The organism is Actinospineispora eucalypti (genome assembly GCF_039543365.1).
Classification (GTDB): domain Bacteria; phylum Actinomycetota; class Actinomycetes; order Mycobacteriales; family Pseudonocardiaceae; genus Pseudonocardia; species Pseudonocardia eucalypti.
The window spans coordinates 391,237-405,586 of sequence record NZ_BAABJP010000001.1; the positions used below are offsets into that span (position 1 = coordinate 391,237).

A 14,350-nucleotide genomic window follows, 5' to 3' on the forward strand; every position below is an offset into this window, starting at 1 on the left:
TTCAGTGGGTTCAGCACGGTGGTTCAGTGGGTTCAGCACGGTGGTTCAGTGGGTTCAGCACCGTGGTTCAGTCGGTTTGGCACGGTGGTTCAGTCGGTTTGGCACGGTGGTTCAGTCGGTTTGGCAGGGTGGTTCGGTCAGTTGGCCACGTTGACCGCGGCGCGCACGGTCGCCGGGTCGGCCAGCGCGTCCAGCATCGCGCGGGCCAGGTCGGCCCGGCTGATCGACCAGCCGCCGCGCAGCCGGGAGTTCACCGCCGACCGGTAGCTACCGGTGGCCGGCTTGTCCAGCAGCCGGGGCGGGCGGAGCACGGTCCAGGCCAGCCCCTCCGGTTGCGCCCGCAGCAGTTCCTCCAGCCGGGCCATGTCCCGGTAACCGCTGCCGAAGAACCGGTGCAGCACCCGGTCCACGAGCAGGCGCTCGAATGGGGAGCGTTCCGCCGCCGGTGCGACCGGCGCGGCGGTCAGCAGCACCAGCCGGGTGACCCCGGAGGCGCGCATGGCGTCCATAATGTGCCGCGCGCCGGTGGAGTAGACGCTGGTCTCGGCGTTCGTGGCGCGCGTGCCCAGGGCGGAGAGCACGGCGTCGGCGCCCTCGCAGGTGCCGGCCAGCGAGGCCGGGTCGAGCACGTCCCCGGCAAGCACGGTGAGCGTCGGCCCGCCGGCCTGCGCTCCCGGGACGGCGGCGGATCCGGCAAGGCTCGACGCCCCGGCCGAGAGGTCGGCCAGGGCAGCCGGGTCACGGGCCACGGCGGTGACCCGGTGGCCGTCGGCGAGGGCCAGCCGGAGCAGTTGGCGGCCGGTCGGCCCGGTGCCGCCGAACACGGTGAGCTTCATGGTCGGGCTCCTCTAAGATCGAGTGAGTAAATGCTCACCCACAGACGGTAGTGAGCATTTACTCACCGAGCAACGGATTAGGAGCGAGCGTGGACGAGGTGAGGTCGACCAGGGACCGCATCCTGGACGGCGCGGCGGCGGTGATGGCCGAGCGGGGCCTGGCGCACACCACGACCAAGCAGATCGCCCGCGCGGCCGGTTACTCCGAGGCCACGCTGTACAAGATCTTCGAGGACAAGGTCGACCTGTTCCTGTGCGTGCTCACCGAACGGCTGCCCAAGATCGACCTGCTCGCCGGCGAGCCGGCCGGCCGGGCGAGCGTGGCAGACACCCTGCGCACGGCGGGCGAGCAGGCCCTGGCCTTCTACCTGGCCTCGTTCCCGATTTCCGCGTCGATCTTCGCCGACGCCGCGTTGCTGGCCCGGCACCGGGACGGCGTGCTGGCCAGGGGCCGGGGGCCGGCCGGGGTGAACCACGCCGTCGCCGAATATTTGCGCGCAGAGCAGACCGCCGGCCGGCTGCCCGCCGGCCTCCGCCCGGACGCGGTGACGGCCGCACTGGTCGGCGCCTGCTTCCAGCGCGCCTTCCTGATCTCCTTCACCGGCGAGCCGGCCACCGAGGAGGAAAACACCACATTCATCGCGGACCTGGTCGCCACCCTGCTCCCGGACTGATCACCAGGGAACGGGCCGGCCGTCCCGGGTGAACGTGCCGGTGGGGCCGCCGTCCGGCAGATCCATCGCGTACCGGATGCTCGCCGCGCCATCCGAAACCGGGCGCCCGCCGGGGCCGCCCATGTCGGTGGCCGTCCAACCCGGGCAGACCGCGTTCACCAGGATCCCCTCCCGGCGCAGGTCACCGGCCATGGTCAGGGTCAACGCGTTCAGCGCGGCCTTGCTCACGTGGTAGGCCGGCAGCCCGCCGCCCATCGAGGCCAGCGAGCCGCCCTCACTGCTGACCATGACGATCCGCGCCGCCCGTCCCGCGCGGCGCAGCAGGGGCAACAACGCCAGCGTGGTCTGCCAGGCGCCGACCAGGTTGGTCTCCAGCGCCTCCCGGACCACGGTGAGGTCGGCGTTCGTGCTGGCCTGCCAGGTGTCGTAGTGGATCGCCGCGTTGTTCACCAGCACGTGCAGCCGGCCGAACTCGTCGTCAACCCGCCCGGCCAGCTCGGCCAGACCGGCCCGGTCGGTGACGTCCAGGCGCACCGGCAGCACCCGCCCGGCCGGTGCGCCGGTGTTCAGCTCGGCCGTGATCTCGGCCGCGACCCGCTCGCCGCCGGCCCGGTCACGGCTGCCCAGCAGCACGGTGTCCCCGTCGGCGGCGCACTGCCGGGCCAGCTCGCGACCCAGCCCCCGGTTCCCACCGGTGATCACTACGACCCGTTCGGTCATGTCCGCCAGCCTGCCCGACTCCCGGCCAGCCAGGGGACCGGCCTGCTGAAGTCACTGAATCACTGTGCTGAAGTCACTGAATCACGGGGTCGTGCTCGACTTAGCCGCCGGCGAAGGGGGGGAGGATGTCCAGGGTGGAGTTGGGCGGGATGGGGTGGGTGCGGCTGCGTACCGCGACCTCGTCCAGGAGCAGGCTGGAGGCGGTGAGCACCCGCTGCAGTGCCGCTCCGTGCCGGGCGCCGATCAGCGCCAGGACGTCGTCCACGGTTGCGCCCTCGGGGATGGCGACCGGCTCCGACTCGAGCCCGGCGGCGGCGCGCGCGCCGGCGAAGTAGCGGACCGTGATCACTCTCAGCCTCCGATTGCGCTCATCGGGCGGTCGGGCTGCAGGAAGCCGGGGTCGTCGATGCCGTGCCCGGCCGCCTTGGCCCACATGGTGCCGCGCCAGGTGTCGGCGATCTCCTCGTCCGACGCCCCGCCGCGCAGCAGCGCGCGCAGGTCCGTCTCGCCCCGGGCGAACAGGCAGGAGCGTAGCTGGCCGTCGGCGGTCAGCCGGGTGCGGTCGCAGGCGCCGCAGAACGGCCGGGTCACCGAGCCGATCACGCCCACCGTGCCCAGCACCGGCCCCAGGCCGACCACCGGGCCGCGCCCGGGCGCCCCGCTGGCGTGTCCGGGCGCCCCGCTGGACGGCCCGGCGTGCACCAACCAGCGCTCGGCCGGCGCGCCGCCGCGCTCGGCCGGGTCCGGGGTGAGGATGAACTCGCGGCGCAGCGAGGCCAGGATCTCCGACGCAGTGATCATCTCGCTGCGTTGCCAGCCGTGCTGCGCGTCCAGCGGCATCTGCTCGATGAACCGCAGCTGGTAGCCCTCCTCCAGGCAGTACCGCAGCAGCGCGGGGGCCTCGTCGTCGTTCACCCCGCGCAGCAGCACCGTGTTCACCTTGACCGGGTTCAGCCCGGCGGCCCGCGCGGCGGCCATTCCGTCCAGCACGTCGGAGAGCCGGGAGCGCCGGGTGATGGTGGCGAACCGGTCCGGGCGCAGGGTGTCCAGGGACACGTTCAGCCGGTTCACGCCGGCGGCCTTCAGCGCCTCGGCGCGGCGGGCCAGGCCGATGCCGTTGGTGGTCAGCGAGATCTCCGGGCGGGGGTCCAGCTCGGACACCTGGTGCAGCACCGACTCGAGGCCCTTGCGCAGCAGCGGTTCCCCGCCGGTGAACCGGACCTCGTTGATGCCCAGCTGACGCACCGCGATGCCGACCAGCCGCACGATCTCGTCGTCGGTGAGCAGCTCGTCCTTCGGCGTCCAGTCCAGGCCCTCGGCCGGCATGCAGTACGTACAGCGCAGGTTGCACCGGTCGGTCAGGGAAACCCGCAGGTCGGTGGCGACGCGGCCGAATCGGTCGATCAGCCTGGGGTCGTCCGGCCGTGCCGGGTCGTGCCGGGCGACGGACGCGGCGCGGAGCCCGGGCAGGCCTAGTTCGGTAACGGACACTCCTCGAGGGTAACCGTCCTCGGCGGTACGCACCGGATCAACTACAGGGGGCTGACCTGCCGAAATGTGGTGCATGAGCAGATGAGGCAGGAATTGGCGGAAGGTGCCGCGGACGCGGAACTCGGTGTGCTGGACGCACTGAATCAGGGTGCTGGACGCACTGAATCAGGTGGGGGAAACCGGGGGGTCGGGGGGATGGGGGGTGTGGGAGGGTAAGGGGGCTGGGGGTTGATCGGATGGACTCGTTGCGGGGTGAGGATCCGCCGCGGATAGGGCCGTTCCGGCTGGTGGGACGGTTGGGTGCGGGTGGGATGGGCCAGGTGTACCTGGGCCAACACGTGCGCGACCTGCGTTACGCGGCGGTCAAGGTGGTGCACGCGGGGTTCGGCGAGGACCAGCGGTTCCGGGCCCGGTTTGCCCAGGAGGTGCGGACCGCGCTGCGGGTGCGCGCGTCCTGGGCCGCGCAGGTGCTGGACGCCGACCCCGACGCCGCGCGCCCCTGGCTGGCCACCGAGTACGTGGCCGGGCCGTCCCTGGAGCGCGCGGTGGCCGACCACGGGCCGTTGCCCGAGCGGCCCCTCGGCGTGCTCGCCGCCCGGATGGCCACCGCGCTGGCCCAGCTGCACGAGTTCGGCGTGGTACACCGGGACGTGAAGCCGTCGAATGTGCTGCTCGGCGCGGACGGCCCGAAGCTGATCGACTTCGGCATCGCCCGCGCGGCCGAGGGCACCCGGCTGACCCAGACCGGCATGGTCGTCGGCACGCCGGCGTTCATGTCCCCGGAGCAGGCGGAAGGGCTGCGGGAGAGTTACCCGTCGGACGTGTTCTCGCTGGCCAGCGTGTTGGTGTTCGCGGCGAACGGGGTGGGGCCGTTCGGCCGCACGGCCAGCCCGGTGGCCATGCTGCTGCGGGTCTCCCGGGAGCCGGCCAACCTGGACGGGCTGCCCGGCTGGCTGCGCGCCGAGCTGGACCCGTGCCTGCGCAAGAACGCGGCCGAGCGGCCGACGGCCGGCGAGCTGGCCGACCGGATCGCCGCGCGCTCGGTGACCGAGAACATCCCGGTGCACACCGGCTGGCCGGGCGCCGGCCACCCGTCCGCGCCCAACCGCCCCGACCGGGCGCACCGGTATCCGGTGGCCGGCTCGGCCGAGTTCTTCCAGGCGGCGACCGCGCGGGAGCGGCCCCGGAGGCGGGGCTGGCTGCGCTGGGCGGTCGCGGTCGCCGTGGTCGTACCGGTGGTGATCGGCGCGGTGTACTTCCTGCCCGCGTCGGGCGCCGAGCGGCCCGGTAACCCGCCCGCCGCCCTGCCCGCCGTGCCGCCCGTCGCGGCGCCGGCGGTGCCGGTGATCCCACCGGCCGTCCTGGCCGCGCCGAGGTCGCTCCAGGTGCCGTGGCCGAACACCTACGCGGTGTACCCGATGCCCGCCGGCGGGCCGGTCCTGGTGTGCAGCGGGCGCACGTTGCGGGTGCTCGACCCGGCCAGCTTCGCCGAGCGCGACCAGCTCGAGTTCCCCGCCGAGGTGACGCAGCTGGCCCTGCCGCCGGAGCCCAACAAGATCTACGTGAAGACCGGCGACTCCGAGCTGACCCTGGTCGACCTGGTCACCAAGGCGCGCGACAAACCCATCCCGGTACCCGGGCCGATCGATGACCTGAGCCTTTCCGAGGACGGGAAACGGCTGGTCACGGTCACCAGCACCGGCACGCTGAACGTGTTGCGGATGGACACCGGCGAGGTGCGCTCGGTCCCGGTCGGCGCCACCCGGCCCACGTCGGGGTACACCTTCGACGTCGACGACCGGCACGCCTACGTGACCAGCTGGGACGTCAACCCCGGACTGGTCGGAGTGGACCTGGACGCCATGAAGGCCACGCCGATCGACATCCCGGTCGAGCAGGGAGACGCGAACGTGCCGCGCGCCCGTTCGCCGGTGCTCTCCCCGGACGGGCGCCGCGTGTACGCGCTGGCCGACCGCGCCGTCCTGGTGTTCGACACCGCCCAGAACGCGCTGGTCCGGCGGATCTCCTGGTCGGGCCCGTTCGGCTCGGGGCTGGCGGTGTCCCGGGACGGCCGGTTCCTGTTCACCGCCACCGACGCCGGCGACCTGGTGGCGCTGGACGCGTCCACCGGCACCCAGGTCAGCACCGGCCGCACCGCCAAGTCGCCCACCGGAATGTTCGTGACCAGGGACAACGCCCAGCTGTACGTGGGCGAGGGGGACCTGCTGGAGGTGTTCGACATCTCGGCGTTCCGCTGATCAGTCATGCAGCGGGGCCAGCGCGATGTGCGGGCGGCCGGTGAGCGGGTGGGGCGCGATATGCGCGCGCACCCGGAACACCCGCTCGATCAGCTCGGGGGCGAGGACTTCTTCCGGCGGGCCGGTGGTTACCACTGCGCCTTTGTCCAGGACGGTTACGCGGTCGGCGTGCGAGGCGGCGTGGTCCAGGTCGTGCATGGCGGCCAGCACGGTCACGTTCAGCCGTTTGACCAGGCGCAACAGCTCCAGCTGGGCGGCGGCGTCGAGGTGGTTGGTCGGCTCGTCGAGCACTACCAACGGGGCGCGCTGGGCCAACGCCCGGGCCAGCAGGACGCGTTGCCGTTCCCCGCCGGACAGCGTGCGGAACACCCGCCGCGCCGCCCACGCCATGCCGACCCGGTCCAGCGCCTCGGCCACCAGCCGCGGCTCCCCCTCCCGGCGCAGGACGCCCAGGTGCGGCGCGCGGCCCATGGCCACCATCTCGGTGGCGGTGAACTCCCCGCTGCCGGTGAAGTGCTGGGTCACCACCGCGCGGCGGCGCGCCGCCTCCCGTGCGGACAGCCGCCACACGTCGTCGTCGTTCAGCGAGACCACCCCGGCATCGGGGCGCAGCGCCCGGTAGACGGTGCGCAGCAGGGTGGTCTTGCCGGACCCGTTCGGCCCGACCAGCGCGAGCAGCTGCCCGGCGCCGACCGCCAGGTCCGCGCCGCGCAGGATCGGCGTCCCGTCCAGGGAAACCCGCACGCCGTCGATGTCCAGCCTCATGGGCGCTCCCGCCGCAGCAGCCAGAGGAAGAACGGCGAACCGAGCGCGGCGGTGAACACGGTGATCGGATACTCGTTGGGCCGGTCCACCATCCGGGTGGCCAGGTCCACCAGCACCAGCAACAACGCGCCGAGCAGCGCGGACACCGGCAGCAGCCGCCGGTGGTCCGCGCCGAACAGCATCCGCGCCGCGTGCGGCACCAACAGCCCGACGAAGCCGATAGCGCCGGCCGCCGCGACGCAGGTGGCGGTGAGCAGCGAGCTGACCACGAGCAGCGTGGCGCGCAGCGAACGCAGGTCCACGCCCAGCGCGGCCGCGTTGTCGTCGCCCAGGGCCAGCGCGTTCAATCCGCGCGCCCGGGCCAGCAGCAGGGCGGCGCACGCCGGCGCGATCACCGCCGGCCCGGCCAGGTCTGGCCACTGCGCCCCGGCCACCCTGCCCATCAGCCAGAACAGGATGCCGCGCAGGCTGTTCGGGTCCACCGACAGCTGCACCAGGCTGGTGCCGGCCATGGCCAGGTACCCGACCGCGACGCCGGCCAGCACCAACCGGGTGTCGGCCAGCTGCCCGGACCGCTGGGCCAGCAGGAACACCGCAAGGGTGGCGGCCAGCGCGCCGACGAACGCCCCGCCGGTCACCCCCAGCCCCACCCCCAGACCGGTCGCCTGGACTCCGATTGCGCCCAGCGACGAGCCGGACGAGATGCCCAGCAGGTACGGCTCGGCCAGCGGGTTGCGCACCAGCGCCTGCAGCACCGCGCCGGCCAGCGCCAGCGCCGCACCGACCAGCCCGGCGAGCACCACCCGGGGCGCCCGCAGCCTCCAGATGATCTGCTCGTCCAGCGGGGGCAACCCGGCCGGGTCCCCGAACAGGTGCGCGGCGACCACGGCGACCGTGCGGTCCAGCGGCAGAGTCACGGTGCCCAGGCCGACCGAGACGACCATGGCGGCCAGCAGCAACCCGGCCAACGCGAGCAGCACGCCGGCCAGCGGGGCGTCCCGTTGTGATTCAGAAACTCTCAGGGTGCGCCGCCTTCGCGATCTTCTCCACCGCCCAGGCGTTGGTGGTGCCCAGGTAGACGCCGTCCGACACCCCGACCCAGGCGTTGTTCCGGGCCGCCGCCCAGCCCGGGTAGGCGTCGAACAGCCGGCGCGCCTCCCGTTCCGGCACCTCGCCGGGGGTGAACGCGCCGACCACCAGCAGATCCACCTCGGCCACCGCCAGCTGTTCCGCGTTGATCGTCCTGGTCAGGTCCGGGCCGCCGCGGGGGAAGCTGTTCACCCCGCCGGCGGCCTGCAGCACCCGGTCGTAGATCCCGCCGGCGAGCACGGCGGGCAGCCCGTTGTCGTTCATCATCGACATCCCGGGGAAGACGACCAGCATCTTCTTCGCCGGCCGGCCGGCCACCGCCGCGCGCACCCGGTCGATGCGGTTCGCCAGGTCGGTGGCCACCGCGTGGGCGCGCCCGGAGACGTCGAAGATCTGCCCGAGCAGCAGCAGGAAATTCAGCGAGTCGCGCGGCGAGGCGGCCAGGTGGGTCCGCCGTTCCTCGGGTGTGGCGTCCGGTTTGCCCATCGCGCAGTTCACCGGGTTCACCAGCGAGGGCATGCCGGCGGCGGCGAGCTGTTCCCGGGTGGCGAAGCCGAGCGCCGGGTCGAACCCGCCGGACCAGGTGGAGATCACCAGGTCCGCGCCGGAGGCCAGTACCTGTTCGGCGGGCACGTCGAAGTGCCGGTTCTGGCTCAGCCCGCCGGTGGGCAGCGCGTCGATCCGCTCGGTCAGGCCGGGCTGGTCGGACACCCCGTAGTGCTGGGCGTTGGCCAGCACCCGGTCACCCAGGCCCAGCGCGACCATGCTCTCCGCCTCGGCCACCGAGGTCCCGTTCAGGATGAGCACCCGCCGGGGCGGCGCGTTGAAGGTCAGCCGCATGCCGCAGTTGTCGATGCTCAGCGGGTAGCGGGTCGGCCCGCCCGCCGGCGGCAACCGGAGATCGAACTCCGCCTCTGCCGCATCCGCCGGCCCGTCGTCCCCGCCCGGCGCGGCGCAACCGGCCGCCACCAATGCAAGCCCGCACGCCACCGTCACCGCCAGCGTCCGCCGCCCGTACCGCACCCGCAACTCCCCACGTCGATTCCCCCGGCAAGTCGTCGCCGCTTGCCGCCGGGTTCCCGAACCGCCGCACGACGGCCGTTCCGGTGGGTTCGGACACCTGCCTCGAGGCTCGTCCCATGCGCACCGAATGGTCACTTCCGTCGCGGGAGAGGTTGGGGATCCGAAACGGCTGGTTGCCGGAAGCGGCAACAAAACGCCGTTACACGTGCCGCTTCCGGCAATCGGAACTCGCCAGATGACGGCGGGAGAGGCGACCCACCCTTGCCGGCCTCTGGGACCCAACCGGTGGGGCGGGTCGGGGGTCGGTGGGGGTGAGTCGGGTTCGGGTGGGTTCCCGAGGTGGATGAGCAAGTGTCTGACATCAAACTGAGGGGGCGGTTACGGTGGATGCGCCGCGTGTGGGGGACCCGCAGTGGATCGGGCCGTTTCGCGTCCTCGGCCGGCTGGGCGCCGGTGGAATGGGCCAGGTGTTCCTGGGCCGGGCGCCCGACGGCGCGCTGGTGGCGGTCAAGGTCGTGCACGACCGGCTGGCCGGCGACCGCCAGTTCGTGGACCGGTTCGCCCGGGAGATCCAGACCGCCGGACGGGTCCGCGCGCCGTGGGCCTGCGCGGTGGTCGGCGCCGACCCGAACGCGCGGCCGCCGTGGCTGGCCACCGAGTACGTCGCCGGCCCCTCGCTGAGCGAGGCGGTCGCCGAGACGGGGTCGCTCGGCGAGCCGCAGGCCCTGGTTCTCTCGGCCCGGCTGGCCACCGCGCTGGCCGAGCTGCACGCGCTGCGGGTGATGCACCGGGACCTCAAACCGGGGAACGTGCTGCTCGGCCTCGACGGCCCGCGACTGATCGACTTCGGCATCGCCAAGGCGCTGGACGCGACCCGGCTGACCAGCACCGGCGTACTCGTCGGCACCCCGGCGTTCATGTCGCCCGAGCAGGCCAGGGGCGACGGCGAGGACTTCGCCTCCGACGTGTTCTCGCTGGCCTCGGTGCTGGTGTTCGCGGCGACCGGGCAGCCGCCCTTCGGTCGCACCGCCACGCCGGTGGCCATGCTGCGGCGGATCGTGCACGAGCCGCCGGACGTCTCGGCCGTGCCGCCGCGGCTGCGCGCCGAGCTGGAGCCGTGCCTGGCCAAGGAGCCGGGTGACCGGCCGAGTGCCGCCGACCTGGCCCGCCGGCTCGACCAGGTGAGCGTGGCCGAGTTGGCCCGCCGGCTCGACCAGGCGAGCGCCGCCGAGCCGGGCGGCCGGCTCGGCCGCGCGCCCGAACCGGGGTCGGATGACTGGGCGAACGGCCAGGTGCCGGAAGAGGTCTGGCCGGGCCGGGCGGTGGCCACCCTGATCAACCGCACCCGCTCCGACCTGGGCACGCTGCTCACCCCGCCGGCCGACTTCGAGGCCCTCCGGCGTCCGTCCGGCCGGCCGAGATGGCGCGCGGCGGTCGCGGCGGCGCTGGCCCTGGTGCTGGCCGGGGTCGGGGTGGCGGTGGTGATGACGGTGCGTGAGGCGGGCCGGGTCGACGCCCCGGTGCCGGTGGCCGCGCCGGCCGAGCCGGTTCCGTCGAGTCCGCCGCCGCCCGCTCCGGCCGCCCCGGCGGCGGCCCCGGTCGCGCCGGCGCCCGCGCCGCCGCCGAGGGTGGTGAGCGCCTCCCTCATCCCCCCGGTCGTGTCCGGCTGGAACTCGGTGGTGTCCACCACGCGCAACGCCGGTTACGACGTGCCGGCCGGCTGGACGTTCAAGGGTCCCGGCTATCTCAAGGGCTTCGAGCACTCCAGCGGGACCAAGGTGCTGATGAGCGGGATCGCCGAGCACGGCGCGCTGCGGTGCCCCGGAGAGGACCGGCCCGAGGCGGACGCCTACGCCGGCATCACCGGCGGCGGTTCGGGCACCGCCCGAGCGGCCAGGGAGACGGCGCAGGTCTGGGCGCAGCGCTACGAGCAGGCGAACCGGGCGCCGGGCGTCCGGCTGCTCGCGGTGCGCGAGGTGACGGTGGGCGGCCGGCGGGGCAGCCACGTGGCGGCGATGGTGACCAAGCCGCCCGGATCCTGCGGCACCCCGACGGCGGTGGTGCACGCGGTGGCCTTCCCGGCGGCGGCCAACCTCTCGCTGGTCTGGGTGCTGCTGGCCGACGACGGCGTGGTCGGCGACCCGGACCTGCAACAGATGATCAACAGCATCCGGCCGGCGGGGTTGGGTGCGCAGTGTGACCGGGCCAAGCCCGCCGACGGGAACTGGTGCTGACGGTGATCGAACAGCTGCGTGGTGAGGACCCGGCCCAGCTCGGCCCGTTCTGGCTGGTGGGCCGGCTGGGCGCGGGCGGGATGGGCCAGGTGTATCTCGGGCGCACCCCGGACGGCCGGCTGGCGGCGGTCAAGGCGGTGCACGGTGACCTCTGCGGCGACCCGACGTTCCGCGAGCGGTTCGCCCGGGAGATCGACACGGCCAGCCGGCTGCGCGCCCCCTGGACGGTGCCGATCGTCGCGGCGGACCCGCACGCGCCCCGGCCGTGGCTGGCCACCGAGTACGTGCCCGGGCCCTCGCTGGAGGAGTACGTCGCCCATGCCGGCCCGCTGCCGGCGGCCACGGTCGGGGTGCTGGCCGGCCGGATGGCCGAGGCACTGGCCGCCGTGCACGCGCTCGGCATCGCGCACCGGGACCTCAAGCCGTCGAACCTGCTGCTGGCGCCGGACGGGCCGCGTCTGGTCGACTTCGGGATCGCCCACGCGGCCGGCGCCACCAAGCTGACCGCGACCGGCATGGTGGTGGGCACCCCGGCCTTTATGTCGCCCGAGCAGGCCAACGGCCTGGACGGCGGGCCGGCCTCCGACGTGTTCTCGCTGGCCTCCACGCTGGTGTTCGGCTGCACCGGGAAGGGGCCGTTCGGGGTCACCGGGAACCCGGTCGCCATGCTCTACCGGATCACCGACGCCGAGCCGGAGCTGGCCGGGCTGCCGGAGTGGCTGCGCGAGGAGTTCGTCCCCTGCCTGGCCAAGGACCCCGAGGAACGGCCCAGCTCGCGCGATCTCGCCGCCCGGTTCGCGCCCCGGACCGACGTCCCCGGCGGCTGGCCCCCACCCGGCCTCCCGGCCGCCCCGCCCGCCGGAATGCCGGTGGTCCAGCCTCCCGGCGCGACGGCGATCCCGCTGGCCGGGCTGCCGACGACCGCGCTCCCCGGCGCCCCGACGACCCCGCCGCCGAGCGGTGCGATGACGCCGCCGGGGTCGGTGGTCCCGCTGCCCGGTGCGTTCCTGACGCCCCGGCCCGGGGCGCGGGTGACGAACCGGCCGCTGGCGAAGCGGCCGGCGGCCTGGGTGGGGCTGGCCTCGGCGGTGGCGTTGCTGGTGCTGGCCGTCGTGTTCTGGCCGTCCGGCCCGGCGGCGGTCGCGGCCGGACCGCCGCGCCCGGCGGCGGTCGCCGGGGCGCCGGCGCCGGTTCCCGGCCTGGTCTCCCGTCGGCTGACCACGGTTTCGGTCGGGTCGCCGGCGAAGGAATGGACCGAGCAGGTGCTGGTCGGCAAGGGCGGCGCCAAGGCCTACCTGCGTACCCGCGACGGGGTGTACGTGCTGGACACCGCCAGCAACACGGTCACCGTGAAGATCGATATCGACGGGACCTCGTCCGGCATGGCGCTGTCCTCGGACGGGCAGCGCCTGGGCGTGGTGACCCTGAGCAACTTCCTCACCGTGATCGACACCGCCGCCGAGCGGCCGGTCGGCACCTTCCCGCTGGCCGGCGGGCCGGGCCTGAGCACCCCGTTCCAGGGCGGATCGGTGTTCAACGTGACCAACCAGCTCGCGCTCAGCTCGGACGGCCGCGTGGCCTACGTGGTGAACACGGCCAGCGGCGCGGTGGCGCTGGTGGACACCGCGAGCGGCGCGGTCACCGGCGCGGTGCCGGTCGGGCCGAAGCCGTTCGGCATCGCCGTCACGCCGGACGGGCGCCGGCTGCTGGTCGGGGTGGTTGAGAACGACCTCAGGGCGGTGGCGGTGGTGGACACCGCCGGCCGGACCAAGCTGGGCACGGTGATGCTCGAGCCGCCGCCGGTACCGAACCCGGACTACACCCCCCGGCCGCCGAACCGGGGTCCGGAGACGATCGTCGTGGCGCCGGACGGCGGTCGCGCCTACATCTCGAAGGGCGACTTCGACGGGACCCTGGACCTGGTCGACGTGAACGCGGTCCGCAAGCTGGGCGCGCACCGGGTGCAGACGCGGCTCGAGGGCCTGGCCTTCTCGCCGAGCGGGCGATACCTGTACGGCGTGCCGAAGTACGGCAAGGAGCGGCGGCTGGTCGTCGTCGACACCGCGAACGGGTTCGTGGTGGAGCGGGTCGACGTCGGCCTCGAGCCGTCCGGTTGCGCCGTCTCGCCGGACGGGCGGCGGGCCTACGTGGCCGGCCCGGGCGCGGGCGCGGACCGGTCGGACGACCCGGGCGCCGTGGCCGTCGTGGACATCAGCCAGCGCAACTGAACGGAGCCGAACCCAAATGATGCACCGGTCCCGGCGGGCGGCCCTCGGCCTGTTGTCGCTGCTCCTGATGCTGGCCCTGGGCGGCTGCGGCCCGGCCCGCTCGTTGCCGGCGGCGGTGCAGCTGCAGGTCGGGAAGATCTCGGTGGGCGCCAAGGTGGCGGTGTCGGCCGACGGGGCGCGGGCGTACCTGACCGTCGAGGACGGCATCGAGGTGATCGACACCGCCACGAAGGCGGTGCTCGGTGTACTGCGGGGAAGCGGGTACTCGTACTCGAAGCTCGCCATGTCGTCCGACGGAAGATGGTTGTACGCCGGGACCAGCGGCGGCGTCGTCCCGATCGAGCTGACCACCCACCTGACGCGGGACGCGATGCCGGGCGCGACCGGCCTGCTCGCGGTGAGCCCGGACGGCGCCCGCGTGGTGAGCACCGTGGTGAAGTCCGTGCGGGTCCGGGACGCGGCCGATGGGGCGGAGCTGGCGAACGTGCCGCTCGACGCCGACGTCGAGGGCGACTCCACCCTGGAGGTCTCCCCGGACGGCCGGCGGGTGTACCTGGTGACCAACTACGAGTCGGGCCGGGTGCTGACGGTCGACCTGGACGGCCGGGCCGTTTCCGAGATCAAGATACCGACCGAGTCGGCCATCTCCAGCCGGCCCAACAACCTGCGGCTCTCGCCGGACGGCAAGCGCCTCTACGTGCAGGCCTGGCGGCTGCACGTGGTGGACACCGCGACCAAGGAGGTCGTCGACAGCTACTCCACCGGCACCTCGACCAGTCAGCTGGTGATGTCCCCGAACGGGCGCTACCTGTTCGCCATCAGCGGCCTGGAGGGCGAGATCAAGGTGATCGACGCGAGCGACGGCGACATCGTGGGCACCGGCTGGGTGGTGGCCGACTCCAAGCAGGTCTACCCGGGGCACGCCGCCATCTCGCCCGACGGCCGCCGGCTGTACGTGCCGACCCGGGAAAGCCTGGCCGTCATCGACACCAGCCAGTTCAGCTGAGCACAATCGCTATGAAGCGCTATCCT

General features: G+C 73.8%; 12 protein-coding genes. 5 read left to right on the forward strand and 7 right to left on the reverse strand.

Annotated elements, in window-relative coordinates; genetic code table 11:
* Positions 1-137: 137 nt before the first annotated feature.
* A complete protein-coding gene (locus tag ABEB12_RS01875; protein ID WP_185058638.1) occupies positions 138-836 on the reverse strand; it encodes an NAD(P)H-binding protein in 699 nt (232 codons plus the stop codon).
* An 89-nt stretch (positions 837-925) separates the two neighbouring features.
* On the opposite strand from ABEB12_RS01875, the gene ABEB12_RS01880 reads away from it, so the two are divergent.
* Positions 926-1,510, forward strand: a complete 585-nt coding sequence (locus tag ABEB12_RS01880) for a TetR/AcrR family transcriptional regulator (RefSeq protein ID WP_345702482.1) — start codon at positions 926-928, stop codon at positions 1,508-1,510.
* Here the strand turns inward: ABEB12_RS01880 and ABEB12_RS01885 are convergent, their stop codons facing one another.
* The 3 genes from ABEB12_RS01885 to moaA form a co-directional block, all read right to left on the reverse strand.
* A complete protein-coding gene (locus tag ABEB12_RS01885; RefSeq protein WP_185058639.1) occupies positions 1,511-2,230 on the reverse strand; it encodes an SDR family NAD(P)-dependent oxidoreductase in 720 nt (239 codons plus the stop codon).
* Between the two features lie 100 nt (positions 2,231-2,330).
* Positions 2,331-2,579 (reverse strand): MoaD/ThiS family protein, encoded by a 249-nt coding sequence (locus tag ABEB12_RS01890; protein ID WP_345702483.1) that lies wholly within the window; start codon positions 2,577-2,579, stop codon positions 2,331-2,333.
* Between the two features lie 2 nt (positions 2,580-2,581).
* Positions 2,582-3,721 (reverse strand): GTP 3',8-cyclase MoaA, encoded by a 1,140-nt coding sequence (moaA, locus tag ABEB12_RS01895; protein ID WP_425572185.1) that lies wholly within the window; start codon positions 3,719-3,721, stop codon positions 2,582-2,584.
* A 236-nt stretch (positions 3,722-3,957) separates the two neighbouring features.
* On the opposite strand from moaA, the gene ABEB12_RS01900 reads away from it, so the two are divergent.
* Positions 3,958-5,979, forward strand: coding sequence for a protein kinase domain-containing protein (locus ABEB12_RS01900; RefSeq protein WP_185058641.1), 2,022 nt, complete (start codon positions 3,958-3,960; stop codon positions 5,977-5,979).
* On the opposite strand, the gene ABEB12_RS01905 is transcribed toward ABEB12_RS01900, so the two are convergent.
* The 3 genes from ABEB12_RS01905 to ABEB12_RS01915 are packed head-to-tail and all read right to left on the reverse strand — an operon-like array spanning position 5,980 to position 8,856.
* On the reverse strand, positions 5,980-6,744 hold the full coding sequence (locus ABEB12_RS01905; RefSeq protein ID WP_185058642.1) for an ATP-binding cassette domain-containing protein: 765 nt from the start codon (positions 6,742-6,744) through the stop codon (positions 5,980-5,982).
* The gene (locus ABEB12_RS01910; protein ID WP_345702484.1) at positions 6,741-7,724 is read right to left on the reverse strand and encodes a FecCD family ABC transporter permease; all 984 of its coding nucleotides are present in this window, start codon (positions 7,722-7,724) and stop codon (positions 6,741-6,743) included. The genes ABEB12_RS01905 and ABEB12_RS01910 overlap by 4 nt, the downstream gene beginning before the upstream one ends.
* A 28-nt stretch (positions 7,725-7,752) precedes the next feature.
* Positions 7,753-8,856 (reverse strand): TroA family protein, encoded by a 1,104-nt coding sequence (locus ABEB12_RS01915; protein ID WP_221497527.1) that lies wholly within the window; start codon positions 8,854-8,856, stop codon positions 7,753-7,755.
* Positions 8,857-9,239: 383 nt separating this feature from the next.
* Here ABEB12_RS01915 and ABEB12_RS01920 point away from each other — a divergent pair, with 383 nt between their 5' ends.
* Genes ABEB12_RS01920 through ABEB12_RS01930 form a run of 3 tightly spaced genes read left to right on the forward strand, consistent with a single transcriptional unit; the run spans position 9,240 to position 14,324 of the window.
* Positions 9,240-11,090 (forward strand): protein kinase domain-containing protein, encoded by a 1,851-nt coding sequence (locus tag ABEB12_RS01920; RefSeq protein WP_185058643.1) that lies wholly within the window; start codon positions 9,240-9,242, stop codon positions 11,088-11,090.
* 2 nt (positions 11,091-11,092) lie between these two features.
* Complete coding sequence (locus tag ABEB12_RS01925) at positions 11,093-13,318, forward strand: protein kinase domain-containing protein (protein ID WP_185058644.1); 2,226 nt, start codon at positions 11,093-11,095, stop codon at positions 13,316-13,318.
* 16 nt (positions 13,319-13,334) lie between these two features.
* Complete coding sequence (locus ABEB12_RS01930) at positions 13,335-14,324, forward strand: WD40 repeat domain-containing protein (RefSeq protein ID WP_185058645.1); 990 nt, start codon at positions 13,335-13,337, stop codon at positions 14,322-14,324.
* Positions 14,325-14,350: the final 26 nt, after the last annotated feature.

Coding starts and splice junctions, on each gene's coding strand:
- ABEB12_RS01875 (WP_185058638.1), bottom strand. CDS start 836: ATGAAGCTCACCGTGTTCGGCGGCACCGGGCCGACCGGCCGCCAACTG.
- ABEB12_RS01885 (WP_185058639.1), bottom strand. CDS start 2,230: ATGACCGAACGGGTCGTAGTGATCACCGGTGGGAACCGGGGGCTGGGT.
- ABEB12_RS01900 (WP_185058641.1), top strand. CDS start 3,958: ATGGACTCGTTGCGGGGTGAGGATCCGCCGCGGATAGGGCCGTTCCGG.
- ABEB12_RS01905 (WP_185058642.1), bottom strand. CDS start 6,744: ATGAGGCTGGACATCGACGGCGTGCGGGTTTCCCTGGACGGGACGCCG.
- ABEB12_RS01930 (WP_185058645.1), top strand. CDS start 13,335: ATGATGCACCGGTCCCGGCGGGCGGCCCTCGGCCTGTTGTCGCTGCTC.